The sequence below is a fragment of the Streptomyces hundungensis genome, assembly GCF_003627815.1.
GTDB classification, from domain to species: domain Bacteria; phylum Actinomycetota; class Actinomycetes; order Streptomycetales; family Streptomycetaceae; genus Streptomyces; species Streptomyces hundungensis_A.
This window is the reverse complement of sequence record NZ_CP032698.1, coordinates 3,245,197-3,265,012: the sequence shown is the minus strand read 5'-3', so window position 1 is coordinate 3,265,012 and position 19,816 is coordinate 3,245,197. Positions and strand designations below refer to the sequence as shown.

General features: G+C 68.1%; 16 protein-coding genes and 2 pseudogenes. 9 read left to right on the top strand and 9 right to left on the bottom strand.

The window, feature by feature from the left end; all coding sequences use genetic code 11:
• The first annotated feature begins 179 nt into the window (after positions 1–179).
• Together DWB77_RS14415 and DWB77_RS14410 are read left to right on the top strand one after the other, a co-directional pair.
• Positions 180–878 carry a DUF1707 SHOCT-like domain-containing protein gene (locus tag DWB77_RS14415; RefSeq protein WP_120721661.1) on the top strand — a complete coding sequence of 233 codons (699 nt, stop codon included), beginning with the start codon at positions 180–182 and terminating at the stop codon, positions 876–878.
• Positions 879–1,028: 150 nt separating this feature from the next.
• A complete protein-coding gene (locus DWB77_RS14410; RefSeq protein WP_120721660.1) occupies positions 1,029–1,382 on the top strand; it encodes a WhiB family transcriptional regulator in 354 nt (117 codons plus the stop codon).
• Between the two features lie 80 nt (positions 1,383–1,462).
• Here DWB77_RS14410 and glpX read toward each other — a convergent pair whose 3' ends face one another.
• Positions 1,463–2,494, bottom strand: coding sequence for a class II fructose-bisphosphatase (glpX, locus tag DWB77_RS14405; RefSeq protein WP_120721659.1), 1,032 nt, complete (start codon positions 2,492–2,494; stop codon positions 1,463–1,465).
• Positions 2,495–2,621: 127 nt separating this feature from the next.
• Between glpX and DWB77_RS14400 the strand changes: the two genes are divergently transcribed.
• Positions 2,622–3,176: a DUF4245 domain-containing protein gene (locus DWB77_RS14400; RefSeq protein WP_120721658.1), complete on the top strand. Its 555-nt coding sequence runs from the start codon at positions 2,622–2,624 to the stop codon at positions 3,174–3,176.
• A gap of 219 nt (positions 3,177–3,395) precedes the next feature.
• Here DWB77_RS14400 and DWB77_RS14395 read toward each other — a convergent pair whose 3' ends face one another.
• The 4 genes from DWB77_RS14395 to DWB77_RS14380 form a co-directional block, all read right to left on the bottom strand.
• Entirely contained in the window at positions 3,396–3,986 is a 591-nt protein-coding gene (locus tag DWB77_RS14395; protein ID WP_120721657.1) for a malonic semialdehyde reductase, read from the bottom strand.
• 165 nt (positions 3,987–4,151) lie between these two features.
• Positions 4,152–4,382 (bottom strand): exodeoxyribonuclease VII small subunit, encoded by a 231-nt coding sequence (locus DWB77_RS14390; protein WP_120721656.1) that lies wholly within the window; start codon positions 4,380–4,382, stop codon positions 4,152–4,154.
• 10 nt (positions 4,383–4,392) lie between these two features.
• Complete coding sequence (xseA, locus tag DWB77_RS14385) at positions 4,393–5,607, bottom strand: exodeoxyribonuclease VII large subunit (protein ID WP_120721655.1); 1,215 nt, start codon at positions 5,605–5,607, stop codon at positions 4,393–4,395.
• Positions 5,608–5,616: 9 nt separating this feature from the next.
• Complete coding sequence (locus DWB77_RS14380; protein ID WP_120721654.1) at positions 5,617–7,065, bottom strand: APC family permease; 1,449 nt, start codon at positions 7,063–7,065, stop codon at positions 5,617–5,619.
• A gap of 176 nt (positions 7,066–7,241) precedes the next feature.
• Here DWB77_RS14380 and DWB77_RS14375 point away from each other — a divergent pair, with 176 nt between their 5' ends.
• Positions 7,242–8,222, top strand: coding sequence for a 4-hydroxy-3-methylbut-2-enyl diphosphate reductase (locus DWB77_RS14375; protein WP_120721653.1), 981 nt, complete (start codon positions 7,242–7,244; stop codon positions 8,220–8,222).
• Positions 8,223–8,275: 53 nt separating this feature from the next.
• Positions 8,276–9,016, top strand: a pseudogene (gene ppgK, locus DWB77_RS14370) (polyphosphate--glucose phosphotransferase); the annotation flags it as partial.
• Positions 9,017–9,179: 163 nt separating this feature from the next.
• Here the strand turns inward: ppgK and DWB77_RS14365 are convergent.
• On the bottom strand, positions 9,180–10,397 hold the full coding sequence (locus DWB77_RS14365) for an IS110 family transposase (RefSeq protein WP_120721652.1): 1,218 nt from the start codon (positions 10,395–10,397) through the stop codon (positions 9,180–9,182).
• Between the two features lie 324 nt (positions 10,398–10,721).
• On the bottom strand, positions 10,722–11,321 hold the full coding sequence (locus tag DWB77_RS14360) for a DUF6542 domain-containing protein (protein ID WP_120727776.1): 600 nt from the start codon (positions 11,319–11,321) through the stop codon (positions 10,722–10,724).
• A gap of 223 nt (positions 11,322–11,544) precedes the next feature.
• Here DWB77_RS14360 and ychF point away from each other — a divergent pair, with 223 nt between their 5' ends.
• Positions 11,545–12,633, top strand: coding sequence for a redox-regulated ATPase YchF (ychF, locus tag DWB77_RS14355; RefSeq protein ID WP_120721651.1), 1,089 nt, complete (start codon positions 11,545–11,547; stop codon positions 12,631–12,633).
• 133 nt (positions 12,634–12,766) lie between these two features.
• On the opposite strand, the gene DWB77_RS14350 is transcribed toward ychF, so the two are convergent.
• On the bottom strand, positions 12,767–13,030 hold the full coding sequence (locus tag DWB77_RS14350; protein WP_120721650.1) for a type II toxin-antitoxin system RelE family toxin: 264 nt from the start codon (positions 13,028–13,030) through the stop codon (positions 12,767–12,769).
• Positions 13,023–13,292 (bottom strand): type II toxin-antitoxin system Phd/YefM family antitoxin, encoded by a 270-nt coding sequence (locus DWB77_RS14345; protein WP_120721649.1) that lies wholly within the window; start codon positions 13,290–13,292, stop codon positions 13,023–13,025. Before DWB77_RS14345 ends, DWB77_RS14350 begins: the two co-directional genes overlap by 8 nt.
• A gap of 482 nt (positions 13,293–13,774) precedes the next feature.
• On the opposite strand from DWB77_RS14345, the pseudogene DWB77_RS14340 reads away from it, so the two are divergent.
• The 3 genes and pseudogenes from DWB77_RS14340 (at position 13,775) to DWB77_RS14330 (ending at position 19,816) form a co-directional block, all read left to right on the top strand.
• Positions 13,775–15,519 (top strand): annotated as a pseudogene (locus tag DWB77_RS14340) (type I restriction-modification system subunit M).
• Between the two features lie 17 nt (positions 15,520–15,536).
• Positions 15,537–16,682, top strand: coding sequence for a hypothetical protein (locus DWB77_RS38435; RefSeq protein ID WP_216826851.1), 1,146 nt, complete (start codon positions 15,537–15,539; stop codon positions 16,680–16,682).
• On the top strand, positions 16,682–19,816 hold the full coding sequence (locus DWB77_RS14330) for a type I restriction endonuclease subunit R (protein WP_120721648.1): 3,135 nt from the start codon (positions 16,682–16,684) through the stop codon (positions 19,814–19,816). Before DWB77_RS38435 ends, DWB77_RS14330 begins: the two co-directional genes overlap by 1 nt.

The window sequence follows — 19,816 nt, the reverse complement described above, 5'->3', positions numbered from 1 at the left end:
CTCACTCGGCAGACGCTGCTGTACCTCCATTGGCACAGCGCCCACCAGCGTATGCCGCCGCCCGGACGGCGAAGCTGTGAGGTAGGGCTCAGTCGCCCCTCTCCGGTCCGTCCCCGTCCGGTCGGCTCGTACCGTCCCGCGGCTAGTCGCGATCTATCGCGTTTGGGTACGCTGCCTCCGTGGACCTCGAAAAGCACGCTCAGCCGGCCCCCGCGGAGCCCGCCAAGGCCGCTCCCGCCCCGCCCGCCGAGCTCCCCGCGCTGCGGGCCTCCGACGCCGACCGGGACCGGATCGCCGACATCCTGCGCGACGCGCTGGCCGAGGGCCGGCTCGACGCCACGGAGCACTCCGAGCGCATCGACGCGGTCTACCGGGCCAAGACCGTCGCCGAACTGGAGCCCCTGGTCAAGGACTTGCCCGTGCACGGGGACCGGCCCCGCCCGGCGGCCGCCGCCGGGCCGCGCGAGACGCTGGAGACGGACACGCCCGTCGACGCCGAGAACATGATCGCGGTGTTCTCCAGCTCCACCCGCAAGGGCCGCTGGCGGGTCGGCCGGCGCACCAATGCCTTCGCCCTGTTCGGGAATGTGGAGATCGACCTCACCGAAGCGCTCTTCGAACAGCGTCTGACGGTCATCAACGCCACCGCGATTTTCGGAAATGTGGAGGTGCGGGTCCCGGAGAATCTGAGCCTGCGCGGCAGCGGCACCGGAATCTTCGGCAACTTCGAGGTGCACACCCTGGAGGCCGGCGATCCCGAGGCCCCGGTCGTCGTCGTCAATGGTTATTCCGTCTTCGGCAACATCGAGGCGAAGCCGAAGCGGGGCAAGCTCATCGCCGATCTCCACGGCCGGCTCCGCAAGCACCTGGGCTCCTGACCCCGAATCGGCGCGCGGCGGCGCCGAGTTCAGGCCATCGCGCAACCGAGCGCAGTTCCGGCCTCCGGAACTCAGTGCATAGGCCCGCGTACAGCGGGTAGGGACTTTTCCATCGTCGCTCGCTCGCGAAGCCGTCGTCAGGAGTAGGCCGTGCTGCATCCGCCGCATCATTCCTTGCAGGTCGCCGCCGTTCCGCCGCAGCGTGGTCCAGCCCGGGAGGACCAGGCGGGCCCGTGGCACGCGGAGGCGGTCTGCCGCCGGGACGAGGCGGGCCTGTTCTTCGCCCCCTCCAAGGAACCGACGGCCGCCCGGCTCTCCCGCGAGGAGGCCGCCAAGCGGGTCTGCGCCCGGTGTCCGGTGATGGTGGAGTGCCGCGAGCACGCCCTGCTGATGCCCGAGCCGTACGGGGTGTGGGGCGGCCTGACCGCCGCCGAACGCCGGGTGGTGATCGCCCGCCGCCGTCGTCGCGAGATCGAGCTGAAGAAGTCCGCGTCCGCCGCATAGCTCTGCGTGCGTGAAGGGGTGCCCCCGCCGCACAACGGGGACGCCCCTTCACCTACGTACGAACTGCCGTACTTCCAGGGCTACTTGGCCCGGTCGAAGTCGATCTGGCTGTACGCGCGCAGCTTGGACAGGCGGTGCGTCGAGTCGATCTGGCGGATCGTGCCCGACTTCGAGCGCATCACGAGCGACTGGGTCGTCGCGGTCTCCGCGCGGTAGCGGACCCCGCGCAGCAGCTCGCCGTCGGTGATGCCGGTGGCGACGAAGAACACGTTGTCGCCGCTGACCAGGTCGTTCGTGGAGAGCGTACGGTCCAGGTCGTGCCCGGCGTCGATCGCGCGCTGACGCTCGGCCTCGTCCTTGGGCCACAGCTTGCCCTGGATCACACCGCCCAGGCACTTGATCGCGCAGGCCGAGATGATGCCTTCGGGGGTGCCGCCGATGCCCATGAGCAGGTCGACGCCGGTGCCCTCGCGCACGGCCATGATCGAACCGGCGACGTCGCCGTCCGAGATGAACTTGATGCGTGCGCCGGTCTCCCGGATCTCCTTGACGATGCCCTCGTGGCGGGGGCGGTCGAGGATGACCACGGTGACGTCCTCGGGCGAGGACTTCTTGGCCTTGGCCACCCGGCGGATGTTCACCGACACCGGGGCGTTGATGTCGACGAAGTCGGCCGCCTCGGGGCCCGTGACCAGCTTGTCCATGTAGAAGACGGCGGACGGGTCGAACATGGCGCCCCGGTCCGCGGCCGCCAGCACGGCGATCGCGTTGGGCATGCCCTTGGCGTTCAGGGTGGTGCCGTCGATCGGGTCGACCGCGATGTCGACCTCGGGTCCGGTGCCGTCGCCGATGCGCTCCCCGTTGTAGAGCATGGGGGCTTCGTCCTTCTCGCCCTCACCGATGACGACGATGCCGTTCATCGACACGGTGGAGACGAGGGTCCGCATGGCGTTGACCGCGGCGCCGTCCGCGCCGATCTTGTCCCCGCGGCCGACCCAGCGGCCGGCGGCCATGGCGGCCGCCTCGGTGACCCGGACGAGCTCAAGGGCCAGGTTGCGGTCCGGAGCCTCGGGGGAGACCTCGAGTTCGGACGGCAGATGATGCTCGGTCATCGGAGCGCACCTTTCTGTACGGCGACGGCCGCAGGATAAAGAGGGTGCTAGGACTCTATCCGTACGTCGACAAATTGAGCAGAGGGGCCCACGTATGAGCGGCGACATGACCTGAGACCATGGGTTCGTGGCAGGAACGCGCAGCAGCAAGCAGACAGTCCGGAACATGCTTCAGTCGCTGGCGGTGATCGGCATCGCGGCGGCTGTGGCCTATGTGTTCATCCCGCACGACGAATCGGATGCCCCTCCGCTCAAGCCGGTCGACTACAAGGTCGAGCTGTCGACCGTGCGCAGGGCCGCGCCCTACCCGGTGGCGGCCCCGGTCGGCCTGCCCGACCAGGAGAAGTGGCGGGCGACCTCGGTGTCGTACGACGGCGCCAAGAACAACGCCTGGCACCTGGGCTTCCTCGACCCGCAGAACCAGTACGTGGCCGTCGAGCAGTCGACCGCGCCCTTCGAGAAGTACGTCGCCGAGGTCAGCAAGAAGGCGACCAGGACCGAGAAGTCCCAGAAGATCGGGGGCGCGACCTGGACCTTCTGGGACGGCCCCAAGTACGACGCCCTCGTCCGCCAGGACCAGGGCTCCACGACCGTGGTGACCGGCACGGCACCGTATGAGCAGCTGGTGACGATGGCCGGATCCCTGGAGTCGAAGAAGGAGCCGAAGACCGCGACGGGCTGACCGCGACGACACCCCGCCTGCCACCGCGCACGCCGAGGGCCCCGCACCGGGAAGGTGCGGGGCCCTTGGTGTTGGCAGGCGGCTCGGGCGGCGGTGCCGCCGAGCTTCCGTACACAGGCTCAGACGGTGGTGACGACGTCCTCGTACGCCAGGCGCGGGCTGCGCGGACTGTGTCTTCCCGGGGGCAACCCCCGGACCCCCGGCCGAGGGGGGTTGTCGTCAGACGGTGGTGACGACGTCCTCGTACGCCAGGCGCGGGCTGCGCGGGAACCACGCGTCGTCGCCCGGCTTGCCGATGTTGACGATCATCAGCGGGGTGTGGTCGTCGTCCAGGAACTCCTTCTGCACACCGGCGAAGTCGAACCCGGTCATCGGGCCCGCGGCCAGGCCGGCGGCGCGGACGCCGACGATGAAGTACGCGGCCTGGAGCGCGCTGTTGAGCAGGGCGGCACCCTCGCGGACCGAGCGCTCCGAGAAGAAGGCGTCCTTGGCGGCGGGGAAGTGCGGGAAGAGGGCCGGGAGCTCCTCGTGGAACTCGTTGTCCGCGGAGAGGATCGCCACGAGCGGCGCGGTGGCGGTCTTCGGGCGGTTGCCCTCGGCCATGTGCTGCACCAGGCGCTCGCGGGCCTCGGGGGAGCGGACCAGGGTGACGCGCAGCGGCGACTGGTTGAAGGCGGTCGGGCCGTACTTGACCAGGTCGTAGATGGCCTGGACCTGCTCGTCGGTCACCGGCTCGTCCGTGAACGTGTTGGCGGTGCGGGCCTCGCGGAAGAGGAGGTCCTGGGCGGCGGGGTCAAGAACGAGGGACATCTGAGAAACACCTTCCGGGCGGCTGATCAAGCGATGACTCGACCGTACGCCGATTTGTATTAGCTTTCAACTAAGCTATCTTCAGGGTGACCAGCCTCACAGCGAGAACTGTGAGTCGGTGCCCCCATGCTCCCCCATGGGCCCGGGGCCGCCGGGCCCGGGGTGTCACTCCTGCTCGGCCGGCTCCGCCAGCGCCGCGTCGAGGCGGGCCCGGGCGCCCTCCAGCCAGCGGTGGCACACCTTCGCCAGCTCCTCGCCCCGCTCCCACAGCGCGAGGGACTCCTCCAGGGTGGTGCCCCCGGCTTCGAGCCGCCGTACGACGTCGATCAGCTCGTCCCGCGCCTGCTCGTACCCCAGTGCCGCGTCACCCGACGCGGCCTCGTCCGTCTTGGCCATGCGATCCACCCTATGTCCGCGGTACGACAGTGACGTGCAGTTCGCCCTCGGCCACCCGGGCGCGCAACTCCTCGCCGGGGGCCACCTCGCCGGGGGAGCGGACCACCTCGCCGCCGGCCCGCTGGAGCACCGCGTACCCCCGCTCCAGGGTGGCCGCGGGGGACAGCGCCACCACCCGGGCGTGGGTGTGCGAGAGCTCCGAGTCGGCCCGGTCGAGGAGATGGCCGAGCACCCGGCGCGAGCGGTGCAGCAGCGCGTCCACCTCGTCGGCCCGGTCGTCCACCATGCGGTGCGGACGCTCCATCCAGGGCCGGGCCAGCATCCCCGCCAGGCCCCGCTCCTCGCGGTCGACCAGGCCCCGGACATGACGGCGCGCCCGGTCCCGCAGCATCCGGACCCGGTCGAGCTCCTCGCCGACGTCCGGCACGACCTTCTTGGCCGCGTCGGTGGGGGTGGAGGCGCGCACGTCCGCGACCAGGTCGAGCAGCGGCGCGTCCGGCTCGTGGCCGATCGCGGACACCACGGGCGTACGGCACTGGGCGACCGCCCGTACGAGCTCCTCGTCGGAGAAGGGCAGCAGGTCCTCCACGCTGCCGCCGCCGCGCGCCACGATGATCACGTCCACGTCCGGCAGCTCGTCGAGCTCGCGCACGGCCCGCACCACCTGGGGCACCGCGTGCACCCCCTGCACCGCCACGTTGCGCACCTCGAAGCGCACCGCGGGCCAGCGCCGCCGGGCGTTCTCCAGGACGTCCCGCTCGGCCGCCGAGGCCCGGCCCACCACAAGACCCACGAGCTGCGGCAGGAACGGCAGTTGGCGCTTGCGGTCCAGGGCGAACAGGCCCTCGGAGGCCAGCGTGCGCTTCAACTGCTCCAGTCTGGCGAGCAGTTCACCGATGCCGACCGGCCGTATCTCCACCGCCCGCAGCGAGAGCTGACCGCGCGGCGCGTACCACTCGGGCTTGGCGTGCACGACGACGCGCGCGCCCTCGGACACGACGTCCGCGACGGCGTCGAAGACCTGGCGGTAGCAGGTGACGCCCACCGAGATGTCGTGCGAGGGATCGCGCAGGGTCAGGAACACCACGCCCGCGCCGGGCCGCCGCGAGAGCTGGGTGATCTGCCCCTCCACCCAGACCGCCCCGAGGCGGTTGATCCACCCCCCGATGAGGCGGGACACCTCGCCGACGGGGAGCGGCGCGTCCGCACTCGTATTCAGAGCCATGTACGCAGGCTAGCCCGCGCCACCGACACTCCCGCCCCGCGCCGGCGGCCGCGGGTCCGGGCCGGAGCGGCGGCCCCACTGCATGGCGAGGACCACGAGCCCCACCGCCAGCCAGCCGAGCCCGACGAGCTGGGCGGTGGCCGTCGCCTCCCAGACCACCGCGACGATGACGGCCGCGCCGAGCACCGGAACCACCACATGGCTCAGCCAGTCGGGGGCGCCCTCCATGCGGCGCACCGCGTACCAGGCGACGACGGAGACGTGCAGCAGGAAGAACGCGGTCAGCGCCCCCATGTCGACCACGGAGACGAGATGGTCCATGCCGTCGTCGCGCCGGGCCGCCCACACCGCGGCGATCAGCGTGACCGCCGCGGCGAGCAGCAGCGCCGCGCGCGGCACCCCCGAATCGGTCCGCGCCAGCACGCGCGGAAGGCGTCGGTCGCGGGCCATGGCGAAGACGAGCCGGCCCGCCGCGGCCTGTCCGGCGAGCGCCGCGAACGCCGCCCCGATCGCCTTGCTCACCGCGACCAGGGTGTGCAGCCAGCCGCCGACCGAGGTCTCGACCGTGTCGTAGAACGCCGAGCCCTGCTTGACCGGATCGGCCGCGAGCTGCGCCGACGACATCGGTTCGAGCAGCGCCGCCAGATACGACTGCACGACGAACAGGGACCCGGCGAGCACCAGGCAGAACAGCACCGCCCGCGCCACCTTCGCCGAGCCCCCGGTCACCTCCTCGGCGAACGTGGCGATCGCGTCGAAGCCCAGATAGGAAAGGACCGCGACGGACACCGCGCCGAGCACCGCGCCGAGCGTGAACCCGGCGTCCCCGGTCAGCGGCGTCAGCCAGCCGCGCTGCGCGCCGTCGCGTACGAGCACCACCACCGCCGACACCACGAAGACGAGCAGCACCACGATCTCCATGGCGAGCACCGCGAAGCCGACCCGGGCCGCGGCCCGTACGCCCCACAGGTTGAGCAGGGTCGTGATCACCACCGCGATCGCCGTCCACACCCAGCGCGACACGGACGGCACGAGGGAGTTCATCGCGATGCCGGAGAAGAGATAGGCGACGGCCGGGATGAGCAGATAGTCGAGCATCGCCATCCACCCGGCGATGAAGCCCGGCCCCTCGCCGAGCGCCGTGCGCGCGTACGCGAACACCGACCCGGCCAGCGGGACGACCCGCACCATCTGGGCGTAGCTGAACGCGGTGAACCCCATCGCGACCGTGGCCACCAGGTAGACCAGCGCCACGGCGCCGTGCGACTTGGCGTCCAGGGTGCCGAAGATGCCGACCGGGGCCATGGGGGCGATGAACAGCAGCCCGTACACCACCAGATCACGGAAGCCGAGGCTCCGCCGTAGCTGCCCGGTCCCCGCGACCCCGTCGTCCGGGCCGGCGCCGTCCGTGCGGCGGGGGCGGCCCGGGTCCTCGTGCTCCTCGCGTACGCCACTCATGCGGCCAGTCTCACCGGCCGGGCGATCTTTGGCCCGCGGGGCACGCCGGTCGGGCGGGGCGCTGCCGTGGGTCGCCGGTCGGGCGCGGGGCGTCCCCGTGGGCACGCCGGTCGGGCGCGGGGCGTCCGGCGTGCGGGTCGGCGGGGCTGTCGGCGCCAGCCCCTACCATGGACGACATGACTACTGCTGCTTCCCGCCGCGTCCTGCTCGCCGCTCCCCGTGGCTACTGCGCGGGCGTGGACCGAGCCGTGATCGCCGTGGAGAAGGCCCTGGAGCAGTACGGGGCGCCGATCTACGTCCGGCACGAGATCGTCCACAACAAGTACGTCGTGCAGACCCTGGAGAAGAAGGGCGCGATCTTCGTCGAGCGGACCGCGGAGGTGCCCGAGGGCTCCATCGTGATGTTCTCCGCCCACGGCGTGGCCCCGACCGTCCACGCGGAGGCCGCCGAGCGCAAGCTGGCCACCATCGACGCGACGTGCCCGCTGGTCACCAAGGTCCACAAGGAGGCCGTGCGGTACGCGAAGGAGGACTACGACATCCTCCTGATCGGCCACGAGGGCCACGAGGAGGTCATCGGCACCTCCGGCGAGGCCCCGGACCACATCACCCTGGTCGACGGCCCGGACGACGTGGCGAACGTCGAGGTCCGTGACGAGTCGAAGGTCGTCTGGCTCTCCCAGACCACGCTCTCCGTCGACGAGACGATGGAGACGGTCGGCGCCCTCAAGAACAAGTTCCCCAACCTGCTCTCGCCGCCCAGCGACGACATCTGCTACGCCACGCAGAACCGCCAGGTCGCCGTGAAGAAGCTCGCCGAGGACGCCGAGCTGGTCATCGTCGTCGGCTCCAAGAACTCCTCCAACTCGATCCGCATGGTCGAGGTCGCCCTGGACGCGGGCGCCCCCGCCGCCCACCTGGTGGACTTCGCGGACGAGATCGACGAGGCCTGGCTGGAGGGCGTCACCACGGTCGGCCTCACCTCCGGCGCCTCCGTGCCGGACGTCCTGGTCGACGGCGTACTGGAGTGGCTGGCCCAGCGCGGCTACGGCGACGTCGAGACGGTGAAGACGGCGGACGAGTCGATCACCTTCTCGCTGCCCAAGGAGCTCCGCCGCGACCTGCGCGCCGAGGCCGCCCAGCTCGCGGGCGAGTAGCGCCCAGTACGTCCCGCCGCGCGACCGCCCGTACGGTGGATCTCATGAACGCCATGAGGAACGTGTTCGGAGTGGACATCGGCGGAACCGGCATCAAGGGTGCCCCGGTCGACCTGGAGCGGGGCACGCTCGCGCAGGAGCGCCACAAAGTACTGACCCCCCACCCCGCGACCCCGGAAGCGGTCGCGGACGGCGTCGCGGAGGTCGTGGCGCACTTCGGCTGGTCCGGCCCGGTGGGCGTCACCTTCCCCGGGGTGGTCACCGCGAACACCGTGCGTACGGCCGCGAACGTCTCCAAGGAGTGGGTGGGCGTGGACGCGGCCCGGCTGCTCGGCGAACGCCTGGCGGGTGTGCCAGTCACCGTCCTGAACGACGCGGACGCGGCCGGCGTCGCCGAGATGCGCGTCGGCGCGGGCCGGGGCCGCACGGGCACGGTGATCCTGCTGACCTTCGGTACGGGCATCGGCAGCGCGGTCTTCACCGACGGCCACCTCGTCCCCAACACCGAGCTCGGCCATCTGGAGCTGCACGGCCACGACGCGGAGAAGCACGCCTCGACGAAGGTCAAGGAGGACGAGGACCTGAGCTGGCCGCACTGGGCACGCCGGGTCCAGAAGTACCTGGCCCATGTGGAGATGCTCTTCTCGCCCGACCTGTTCATCATCGGCGGCGGGGTCAGCCGCAAGGCCGCCAAGTTCCTCCCCCTGATCGAGGGCATCGAGGCGGAGATCGTCCCGGCGCAGCTCCAGAACGACGCGGGGATCGTGGGGGCGGGGATGGCGGCGGGGGCCGCTGAGCGGGGGTGGGCCGTGGCAGGGTCAGCGCCGGGCCGGGCCTTCGGGCAGGGTGCGCGCTGGGGTCAGCGCCGGGCCGGGCCCGCGGTGTGGCTAGGGGGGGGTGCCTCTATGTCGTTCGTCAAGGCATTCCTGTCGGGTTTGGGGTGGTTCGGGTGGTGGGTTATGCGGCGAGTTCGACGTGATTCGTTGTCCGGGACTCGTAGAAGGTGCCGTCGCGGAGCATGGCGAACAGGACGCTGATGCGTTGGCGGGCGAGGCGGAGGAGGGCTTGTGTGTGGGTCTTGCCGCGGGCGCGTTGCTTGTCGTAGTAGGTCCGGGAGGCGGGGTCGGCGTTCATGCAGGCGAAGGCGGACAGGAACATTGCGCGTTTGAGCTGCCGGTTGCCGCCTCGGGGTGCGTGTTCGCCGTGGATTGAGGTTCCGGATTGCCGGGTGGCCGGAGCGAGGCCGGCGTAGGAGGCGAGGTGGGCGGCGGTGGGGAAGTTGGTGCCGTCGCCGACGGTGGTCAGCAGGACTGCGGCGGTCCTGACGCCGACGCCGGGCATCGAGGTCAGGACCTGGGAAAGAGGGTGGGCCTCCAGCAGGGTGTTGATCTGGGCTTCCAGGGCCCGGCGCTGTTCGTGGACGGCGGCGAGCGAGCGGGCCAGGGACGGGACCACGATGTCGAGGGTGCCGGTGCCGGGAACGATCACGGTCTGCTCGTCCAGGGCGTCGAAGACGTCGTCGATCAGCCGTGCGGCCATGCGCGGGGCCTTGGGCCGGATCAGCTCGACGAGGCGGCGTCGGCCGGCTTTGCGCAGAGCGGCCGGGGATCCGTGACGTTCCAGGAGCCAGGTCACGGCCTGGTGGTCCAGGCGGGGTCCCAGGACCCGTTCCAGCGACGGGTGGAACTGGGTGAGCAGGCCGCGTATCCGGTTGCTGGTGCGGGTGGCCTCGGCGGCCAGATCCTGGTCGAAGCCGGTCAGGACGGTCAGCTCGGCGGTGATCTCGTCGGTCAGTTCGAGCGAGCGCAGGGTGTGGGGCATGGTTCGTGCGGCGTCGGCAATGACGGCCGCGTCCTTGGCGTCGGTCTTGGCCTCGCCGGGGTAAAGGTCGGCGATCCGTCGCATTGCCAGGCCGGGCAGGTAGGCGACGCGGCAGCCGGCGTCGCGGGCGACGGCCAGGGGCAGCGCGCCGATGGAGGCGGGCTGGTCCACGATGACCAGGACGGTGCCGAACTTCGCGGTCAGCTTGTCGAACACGGTCCGCAGCTTCGGCTCGCTGTTGGGCAGCGGCTTATCGCAGATCTTCTTCCCGGTCGGGGTGAGCCCGTGTCCGTGATGGGTGGACTTGCCGACGTCCAGGCCGAGGAACACGCCCACGTCTTCGATCTCGAACATCGCGCCCTTCCGGGGGAGTTGACGGTGCCGGCCTCGGCTCGGGTGTCGTGCTCGCGCATCCACGTTATGCAGACCTGCCGCCCGCGAACTGTCCGGCATTGCGCCGGACCGGACGGTGGCCGGACCTCTCATCAGCGTCTCCGACGAACACCCCCGGACCCGGTGACACCACCCCCCAGGTCATGCCTTCGACAGGGGGACACAGTCATACCGGGCCCGGAGGCCAGCGGCCCTCTTGCAGGACCGCGAAAAACATAACGGGGACCGTGGCAGGGTCAGCGCCGGGCTGGGCTCGCGGTGTGGCCGGGGTGGACCGTGGCAGGGTCAGCGCCGGGCCGGGCCCGCGGGCTTGGCCAGGGCGCGTCGGCGACCCATGAGCCGCAGCTTCCGCACACTGGCGATCACTCCGGCGACCAGGGTTCCCGCGTAGAGCCAGCCCGCGTGCAGGGCGAGGGCGGTGACCACGGCCATCGCCTGCCCGCCGAAGCCGCCGGTGCCGCCCGCGACCGGGACGATCCCCACCGCGAAGGCGATGGGGACGCAGATCGGGGCCGTCACCAGGTCGGCGGCCCGCACCCAGAGCGCGGTCACCGCGCAGACCGGCAGGAACAGCACCCCGTACACCGCCGGCGAACCGTCGAAGAGCAGCCAGTCCAGGGTGCCGAGCGCGAACATCAGGGCGGCGGCGAACAGCCCGCCGCCGAGCCCGGTGAGCCGGGGGGAGGGCAGTCTGCGCAGCGCGAGGACGAGGGGCGGCACCGGGCGGGTGCGGCCGGCCGCGCGGTAGACGGCGGCACTCTCACCGGTCGCCGCCGCGCCGCTCGCCGCCGCCCCGGGCACGCCGAGTGGCGCCCGGGAGGCTCCCGGTGCCGATGTCCGTGCTCGCTGTCCGGGCTGGGGGGTGCGCGTCCTGTATTGCTCCACCGGACCAACGTAGGTCGCGACGGGGTAGTAACCATCCATTGGACACGCCCATTGCCCGTGCCCTTTGGTCGAGCTTGCCCGTGCGTTCGAGGGTCCGGGGCCGTCCTGGGCGCCCTCGCGCGTCCGGGAACCCGGGCCGTCACGGCCGGGATCGCGCGCCCGTAAACTGGTGGACGGTCCACTCTCAGGACCGTCCACCGCCCTCGTACCGGGAAGTCGCCACGTGTCGCTCACGATCGGAATCGTCGGTCTGCCGAATGTCGGCAAGTCGACCCTGTTCAACGCCCTGACCAAGAACGACGTACTGGCGGCCAACTACCCGTTCGCCACCATCGAGCCGAACGTCGGCGTCGTCGGCGTCCCCGACCCCCGCCTGGCCCAGCTCGCCGAGGTCTTCAACTCCCAGCGGATCCTGCCCGCCACGGTCGACTTCGTCGACATCGCCGGCATCGTGCGCGGCGCGAGCGAGGGCGAGGGCCTGGGCAACAAGTTCCTCGCCAACATCCGCGAGTCGGACGCGATCTGCCAGGTCATCCGCGCCTTCAAGGACGAGAACGTCGTCCACGTCGACGGCAAGGTGTCCCCGAAGGACGACATCGAGACGATCAACACCGAGCTGATCCTCGCCGACCTCCAGTCCGTCGAGAAGGCGGTGCCGCGCCTGACGAAGGAGTCCCGCCTCCAGAAGGAGAAGGTCGCGGTCCTGGCGGCGGTCGAGAAGGCGCAGAAGATCCTCGAGGCGGGCGACACCCTCTTCTCGCACGGCATCACCAAGGGCACCGAGCAGGGCGACCTGCTGCACGAGCTGCACCTGCTGACCACCAAGCCCTTCCTGTACGTCTTCAACGTGGACGAGGACGAGCTGGTCGACGAGGACTTCAAGAACGAGCAGCGCGCGCTGGTCGCCCCCGCGGAGGCGATCTTCCTGAACGCGAAGATCGAGTCCGAGCTGATCGAGCTGGACGACGACGAGGCGCTCGAACTCCTCCAGTCCATGGGCCAGGAGGAGCCCGGCCTCGCCACCCTGGGCCGCGTCGGCTTCGCCACCCTGGGCCTCCAGACCTACCTGACGGCCGGCCCCAAGGAAACCAGGGCCTGGACCATCCCCCAGGGCGCCACGGCCCCCGAGGCGGCCGGTGTCATCCACACCGACTTCCAGAAGGGCTTCATCAAGGCGGAGGTCGTCTCCTTCGCCGACCTGATCGAAGCGGGCTCCGTGGCGGAAGCGCGTGCGCGCGGCAAGGCGCGCATGGAGGGCAAGGACTATGTGATGCAGGACGGGGACGTGGTGGAGTTTCGGTTCAACGTGTAGTCGCGTCGTTGCCGCATGTTAGGTAGTTCGTCAAGCATGCAGGTCAGGAGGGGTCGGGCTTCGGTGAGCCCGACCCCTTCGTCGTCCCCGTGCTGGATAGGTGCTGGATATTCTGACGTGGAGTCAGTGGCAATCAGGTCTCGTAAACAGTGGACCGGTGTCCGACGTGCACAACCCAAATCACCAGTTTCCCGTTGTCGATCGTGTAGACGACGCGGTAGTCGCCGACGCGGAGGCGGCGACGTTCGGGCTGGGAGACGAGTGCGGTGGTGTTGAAGCCGAGAGGATCGGCTTCCAACTCGGTCAGCTTGGCCAGGATGCGCAGCGCCATGTCGCGAGGGATCTTCCGGAGCTCGGCCTGGGCCTCGGGTCGGAAGACGGTCCGGTACTCACTCACTGCGCGCCAGCGTCTCCCTCATGATGTCCTCGATCGGGATGCCGGGCGCCGAGTTGGCCATGCGCTCGTCGATGATCCGGTTGATCTCGTGCTCTTCCCATTCCTGGTACTTGCGCAGCACCTCAATGGACACCACGGCGGCGACTTCCTTGCCCCGGCGCGTGATCACCGTGGGTACGTCGTCGCGGTCGGCGCGCTCCACGACCTCCGCCAAATGTGCGCGCACGTCGCGGATGGACTCTATGGGCAGCGGCTGCGTCATGCGCCCAAGCGTACCGAGTGTCTCGTGTGTACACAATAGATGCCGTGGCGGTGGCCAGGCTCCCCTCGTCGCGGTTGGGCGTGCTGGATGTGCTGGATGGACTCGCGCCGTGCTGGATCGGTGCTGGTGACCACTTTCAGAATCGCGTTTTCGCAGGTCGGAGCGCTGCGCTGAACGTTCCGCTTCCACATGTAGTGGGTGACATCGCACCACGTCGCTGATCTGGCAAACATGCAGGTCAGAGAGGGCCCGCCCCTTCGGGGTCGGGCCCTTAGTTCTTCCCGTGCTGGGATGGTGCTGGGTTGGCTGACCCATCGTCACCTGTTGCCATCCCTGGTCATCAGTACCGTGCTGGGCTCGTGCTGGGACGTGGATGCGGTGCCGGTGCTGGGTTCTGCTCGGTGGGTGGCTGAACCGTGGGACGGCGGCTGCTGGCTCTGGCAAAGTGATCGACACTGCTAGACGATTCTCGTGAGGAACTTGTGAGCACGCTCGGTAGCTTCATCTGGTCGATCGCTGACCAGCTTCGGGGGCCCTATCGCCCCAACCAGTACGGGACAGTTGTCCTCCCGTTCACGATCCTGCGGCGACTCGACTGCATCCTTGAGCCCGATCGTCCGACGGTGCGAGAGCTGGCAACGAAGTTCGAGAACCCGAACCGGCTCAAGGTCGAGGTCAAGAAGGCCACAGGGCGGACCTTCTTCAACACCTCCAACTACTCGTTCGCGAACTTGCTGGCCGACGCGGACGGGCTGGCGGACAACCTGGCCGACTACATCGACCGGTTCTCCGCCGACGTGGACGTGTTCGAGTACTTCGACTTTAAGAAGGAGATCCTGGCCCTGGAGAAGGCCGGGCTCCTGCGCGAGATCGTCAAGTCCTTCAGCAAGGTCGACCTTCACCCAGATGTGGTGTCGAACTCCGACATGGGCGACGCCTTCGAATACATCATCCGCAAGTTCAACGAGGCAGCGAACGAGACCTCCGGCGACCACTACACGCCGCGCGATGCGATCCGGCTGCTGGTCGACCTGCTCTTCGCGGAGAAGGACGTCGACCTCACCGAGGGCGGCATCATCCGATCGCTGTACGACCCCACCGCGGGCACCGGTGGCATGCTCTCCCTGGCAGAGGAGCACCTGCTCGCCGGGAACCCCGACGCGAAGCTGGGCCTGTACGGCCAGGAGTACAACCCGCAGTCGTACGCCATCTGCAAGTCCGACCTGCTCGCCAAGGGCCACGACGCAACCAACATCGCCTTCGGTAACACGCTCACCGACGACGCCTTCAAGGGCCGGCAGTTCGACTACTGCATGTCCAACCCGCCCTACGGCGTGGACTGGAAGCAGTACGCCAAAGCGGTCAAGGAGGAGCGAGACTCCGCTGGCCCTTACGGCCGCTTCGCACCGGGCCTCCCCGCGACCTCCGACGGGCAGATGCTCTTCCTGCTTCACCTGGCCCACAAGATGCGAGCACCCGAGGACGGCGGCGGCCGTGTCGGCATCGTCATGAACGGCTCTCCGCTCTTCAACGGCGCCGCCGAATCCGGCCCCTCCAACATCCGCCGGTGGCTGCTGGAGAACGACCTAGTCGAAGCGATCGTCGCCCTGCCGACCAACATGTTCTTCAACACCGGCATCGCCACCTACATCTGGATCCTGGACAACACCAAGCACCCCGACCGCCAGGGCAAGGTGCAACTGATCGACGGTACGTCGTTCTGGTCCAAGATGCGCAAGACCTCGGAGCTAAGGGACGCGAGATCAGCGACGCCGACCGCGCCGACGTCGTGCGGCTTTACGTCGACTTCGAGGATGCCGATCCCGAGCTCTCCAAGGTGCTACGCAACGACGAGTTTGGCTATTGGACGGTCGCTGTCGAGCGCCCCCTGCTGGACGAAATCGGGAACCCTGTCGTCAACCGCAAGGGTGAGCCGAAGCCCGATTCGAAGAAGCGTGACACCGAGAACGTGCCCTTCACCTACGGCGGCTCGACAGCCGGCGCGGCAGCGGAGCGCGAAGTTATCCAGGCGTACTTCGACGCGGAAGTGAAGCCGCACGTTCCCGACGCATGGATCGACTGGGCCAAGACCAAGACGGGGTACGAAATCCCCTTCACGCGGCACTTCTACAAGTACGTTCCGCCCCGTTCGCTCGCCGATATTGATGCAGACCTGGAGAAGCAGGTCTCCAAGATCCTTGAGCTGTTGCGAGAGGTGGAACAGTGACGCGCTTCGGCCACGCAATGGAGAAGATCGACGAGCGGATCCCGGGTGTCGACCTTCCACTAATGTCGGTGTCCCAGTCACGAGGGGTCATCCGGCGGAGCGAGTTGACGGACGCTCCTCAGCGGGCTGAGTCTCTCGACAACTACAAGGTGTGTCGAGCCGACGACATTGTCTTCAACAAGATGAGCATCCGTTCTGGCGCTATGGGCGTCGCGGCAGAGGACGGGCTGGTCACCTACCACTACGAGGTCATGCGACCACGTGAAGGGACGGATCCACACTTCATCGCGTACCTGATGAAGTCTTCGTGGTTCACCAAAGAACTCATCAAGCGCGAGCGGGGAATCGGCGCCGGCGACCAGGCCAACGTTCGGACCACGGAGGTGCCGTTCTCGGTCTTGAAGACGATCGATGCCTACATTCCCGACCGCGCCGAGCAGCGGGCCATCGCCGGATACCTGGACCGTGAGACGTCCCGCATCGACACGCTCGTCGAAGAGCAGCAACGGCTAATCGCGATGCTCCGCGAGCGGCGCGATGCAGAAGCTGATGCCCTCTTGGGCTCGCCAGTACAGGCTCGGCACACCACGGTCAAGCGGGCGCTCCGACCTCTCTCGCGTCCCTCGGTCGCGGGCCTCGGCGTCGTTACTGCCTTTCGCGATGGCGTCGTGACCCTTCGAAGCAATCGCCGGGAGGGCGGCTACACCTTCTCCAACACCGAGCATGGATACCAAGAAATTCGTCCGGGGGACCTGGTGTTCCACGCTCTCGACGGATTTGCGGGGGCGGTGGGAGTGTCCGATAGCCACGGGAATGCAACGCCGGTCTATCACGTGTGCGAAGCAACCGCTGGAGACGATCTGGCATACGTCGCGCGCTTGCTCCGATATCTAGGACTCAACGGCTTCCTTGCCACCCAAGCTCCGAACGTACGCGAACGAAGTGTCGACTTCCGCAACTGGGCGATGTTCGGTCGGTTGCCTCTTGCGCTGCCGCCAGTCGAAGAGCAGCGCCGCATCGTGGCGCATCTCGACGAGCAGAACGCGAAAACCGACACGCTCATCGCCGAGTCGGAGCGGTTCATCGAGCTCGCTCGTGAGCGTCGATCGGCGCTGATCACAGCGGCTGTGACGGGGCAGATCGACGTACGAGGGGTGGCGTGATGGCTGCCCACAATGAGGTGGTCTTCGAGACGGAGATCTGTGAGTACCTGCGGGATCACGGCTGGCTGTACTCAAAGAATGACCGTGATGGTGGTGAGTACGACCGCGAGCGGGCGCTGTTCCCGGCGGATCTGTTCGCGTGGCTGGAGTCAACGCAGAAGCTGGCGTACGAGAAGGCGCTGAAGGCGGCGGGGTCGCAGGCGAAATTCCTCGACGTGCTGACCGCGGCGCTGGACAAACCGTTGGAGCACGGCGGCGGGACGCTGAACATCCTGCGTAACGGGGTGCAATACATCGGCGGCGGCCGGTTAAAGATGGCACAGTTCCGCCCCGATACCTCGCTCAATGCGACCACTGTGTCGCACTACGAGGCGATGCGGGTCCGGGTGGTGCGGCAGGTGCACTTCTCGACGGCCGACCAGCGCACCATCGATCTGGTGTTCTTCATCAACGGGCTCCCGGTGGCGACGGTGGAGCTGAAAACCGACTTCACCCAGTCGCTGGACGAGGCGATCAATCAGTACAAGCACGACCGCAACCCGCTGACGAATGGGCGCTCGGAGCCGCTGCTGTCATTCGGGCACCGGGCACTGGTGCACTTCGCGGTCTCCAACGGTCTAGCGGCCATGACCACGAAGCTGGAGGGGGACAAGACCCACTTCCTTCCGTTCAACATCGGCTTCGACAGCGGTGCCGGCAACCCGCCTGGCGCGGACGATGGGTCGGCGACGGCGTACCTATGGAAACGCGTCTGGGAGAAGCACGCTTGGTTGAACGTCATCGGGCGGCTGATGATCGTGCAGACCAAGGAGGAGTGGGACGTCACCACCGGCACCTCGGTGCGGCGTACGAGCATGCTCTTCCCGCGCTTCCACCAGTGGGAGGCCGTCACGAACATCGTCGCCGCAGTGAAGGAGGAGGGTGTCGGGCACCGGTACTTGATCGAGCACTCGGCCGGGTCAGGAAAGACGAACACCATCGCCTGGACCGCCCATGGGTTGGCCCGACTGCATGATGCCCACGACAGGAAGGTCTTCGACTCCGTCATCGTGGTCGTGGACCGTACCGTGCTCGATTCCCAGTTGCAGGATGCGATCCGGCAGATCGACGGGAACAAGAAGATTGTCGCGACGATCAGTCCCGAGGACGTCCGCAAGGCCGGCGCGAAGTCGAAGTCAGGTCTGCTGGCGCAGGCGTTGAAGAGCGGCGAGCTCATCATCGCGGTGACGGTGCAGACCTTCCCGTATGCGCTGGAAGAGATCCGGACCGACGCCAGCCTGAAGGGCAAGCGATTCGCCGTGATCGCTGATGAGGCGCACTCCTCCCAGTCGGGGCAGATCTCCTCGAAGCTGAAGCAGGCACTGACGGCCGAGGAGCTCAAGGAGATCGAGGAGGGCGGGGATGTCGATGTGGAGTCGGTGCTGGCTTCGGAGATGACCGAGCGGGCCGAATCGGAGAATATCTCTTACTTCGCCTTCACCGCGACGCCGAAGAACAAGACCCTCGAGCTGTTCGGCCGCAAGGGGCTCGACGGGAAGCCGCGCGAGTTCCACCTGTACTCGATGAAGCAGGCAATCGAGGAGGGCTACATCCTCGACGTGCTCAAGGGCTATCAGTCCTACGACACCGCGCTGAAGATCGCCGGCAGGGCCGAGAGCGGTGACGGGGGAGAGGTCGAGGAGGTCGCCGCCCGCAAGGGGCTGATGAGGTGGGTTCAGCTCCACCCGACGAACGTCAGCCAGAAGGTGCAGATCATCGTCGAGCACTTCCACGCCAATGTCGCCCACCTCCTCGAAGGCAAGGCGAAGGCCATGGTGGTGACCGACTCCCGCAAGTCCGCGGTGAAGTACAAGCTGGCGATAGACGCCTACATCGGTAAGCGCCGCACCGAGGACGCCTCCTATAACTTCCGCACCCTGGTGGCCTTTTCGGGCGGGGTGACGATGCTCGAGGACGAGACGTGGCACAGCGACTGGGGTCCGCAGCCGTCGAAGGACGACGAGTTCACCGAGGCCAATATGAACCCCGGCGCCGGGGCTGATCTGGCGGAGTCGTTCAAAGGCGACACGTACAAGATCATGCTGGTCGCCAACAAGTTCCAGACCGGGTTCGACCAGCCCTTACTCACGGCTATGTACGTCGACAAGAAGCTGTCGGGCGTCACCGCCGTGCAGACGCTCTCGCGCCTCAACCGCACCCACCGCACCGCTGGTGGAGAGCAGAAGCGCAAGACGTTCGTCATCGACTTCGCCAACAAGCCCGAGGACATCAAGACGGCCTTCGAGCCCTACTTCAAGAACGCGACTCTGGAGACCGAGACCGACCCGTATGTCGTCGTCCACCTGGCCAACAAGCTCGCCCAGGCCGGAATCTACACCGAGGACGATGTCCGCAAGGTCGCCGAACTGTGGGTGACGCGGAAGGGCAACAACGCTCTCTCGGCGGCGATCAGCCCGGCGCAGTACGACTTCCGCCGCCGCTATGCGCGGGCGATCGAGGAGGAAGACAAAGTAAAGCTCCAGGAGCTCGACCTGTTCCGCAAGGACGTCTCCACCTACGTACGGCTCTACGACTTCATGTCCCAGATCGTCAACTACGGCGATACCTACATGGAGTCGCTCTCGATCTTCCTGCGCCTGCTGGAGAAGGTGATTGCCGAGTCCGCTTGGGCGGCCGACGTGGACCTCTCCGACGTGGTGCTGGTCGGGGTCAAGCACAACAAGGCGATCTCGGTCGACATCTCGCTCGTGGGCGACGGGCAGCTGAAGGGCATCAGCGCCGCCGGCACGGGCGCGAAGAAGGATCCGAAGTACGTCGCGCTTCAGATCGTCATAGACAAGATGAACGACCTCTTCGGCGCCGAAACGTTCGCTGTTTCCCAGATCAGGGAGTTCGTACAGTGCCTCGTGCAGCGGCTGCTGGCTGACCCAAACCTGGTCCAGCAGACCAAGGTGAACTCCAAGAAGCAGTTCCTGGAGTCACAGGACTTCCAAGCTGCCGTCACGGAGGCGGTCGCAGACAACCAGGACGCCCACAACACGATGGCTGACTACTTCTTCACCGATGGGCCGGCCATCAACGCGATCATCGTCGCTCTCGCGGATGCCTTCTACGAAGCGGCAGTCGATCAGTAG

Bases quoted from the DNA above. Each gene is read 5' to 3' on its own strand.
- xseA (WP_120721655.1), bottom strand. From the start codon at position 5,607: ATGGCTCTGAATACGAGTGCGGACGCGCCGCTCCCCGTCGGCGAGGTG.
- DWB77_RS14380 (WP_120721654.1), bottom strand. From the start codon at position 7,065: ATGAGTGGCGTACGCGAGGAGCACGAGGACCCGGGCCGCCCCCGCCGC.
- DWB77_RS14365 (WP_120721652.1), bottom strand. From the start codon at position 10,397: ATGTTCGAGATCGAAGACGTGGGCGTGTTCCTCGGCCTGGACGTCGGC.
- DWB77_RS14390 (WP_120721656.1), bottom strand. From the start codon at position 4,382: ATGGCCAAGACGGACGAGGCCGCGTCGGGTGACGCGGCACTGGGGTAC.
- DWB77_RS14395 (WP_120721657.1), bottom strand. From the start codon at position 3,986: ATGTCCCTCGTTCTTGACCCCGCCGCCCAGGACCTCCTCTTCCGCGAG.
- DWB77_RS14330 (WP_120721648.1), top strand. From the start codon at position 16,682: ATGGCTGCCCACAATGAGGTGGTCTTCGAGACGGAGATCTGTGAGTAC.
- glpX (WP_120721659.1), bottom strand. From the start codon at position 2,494: ATGACCGAGCATCATCTGCCGTCCGAACTCGAGGTCTCCCCCGAGGCT.
- DWB77_RS38435 (WP_216826851.1), top strand. From the start codon at position 15,537: ATGGAGAAGATCGACGAGCGGATCCCGGGTGTCGACCTTCCACTAATG.
- DWB77_RS14345 (WP_120721649.1), bottom strand. From the start codon at position 13,292: ATGACGCAGCCGCTGCCCATAGAGTCCATCCGCGACGTGCGCGCACAT.
- DWB77_RS14375 (WP_120721653.1), top strand. From the start codon at position 7,242: ATGACTACTGCTGCTTCCCGCCGCGTCCTGCTCGCCGCTCCCCGTGGC.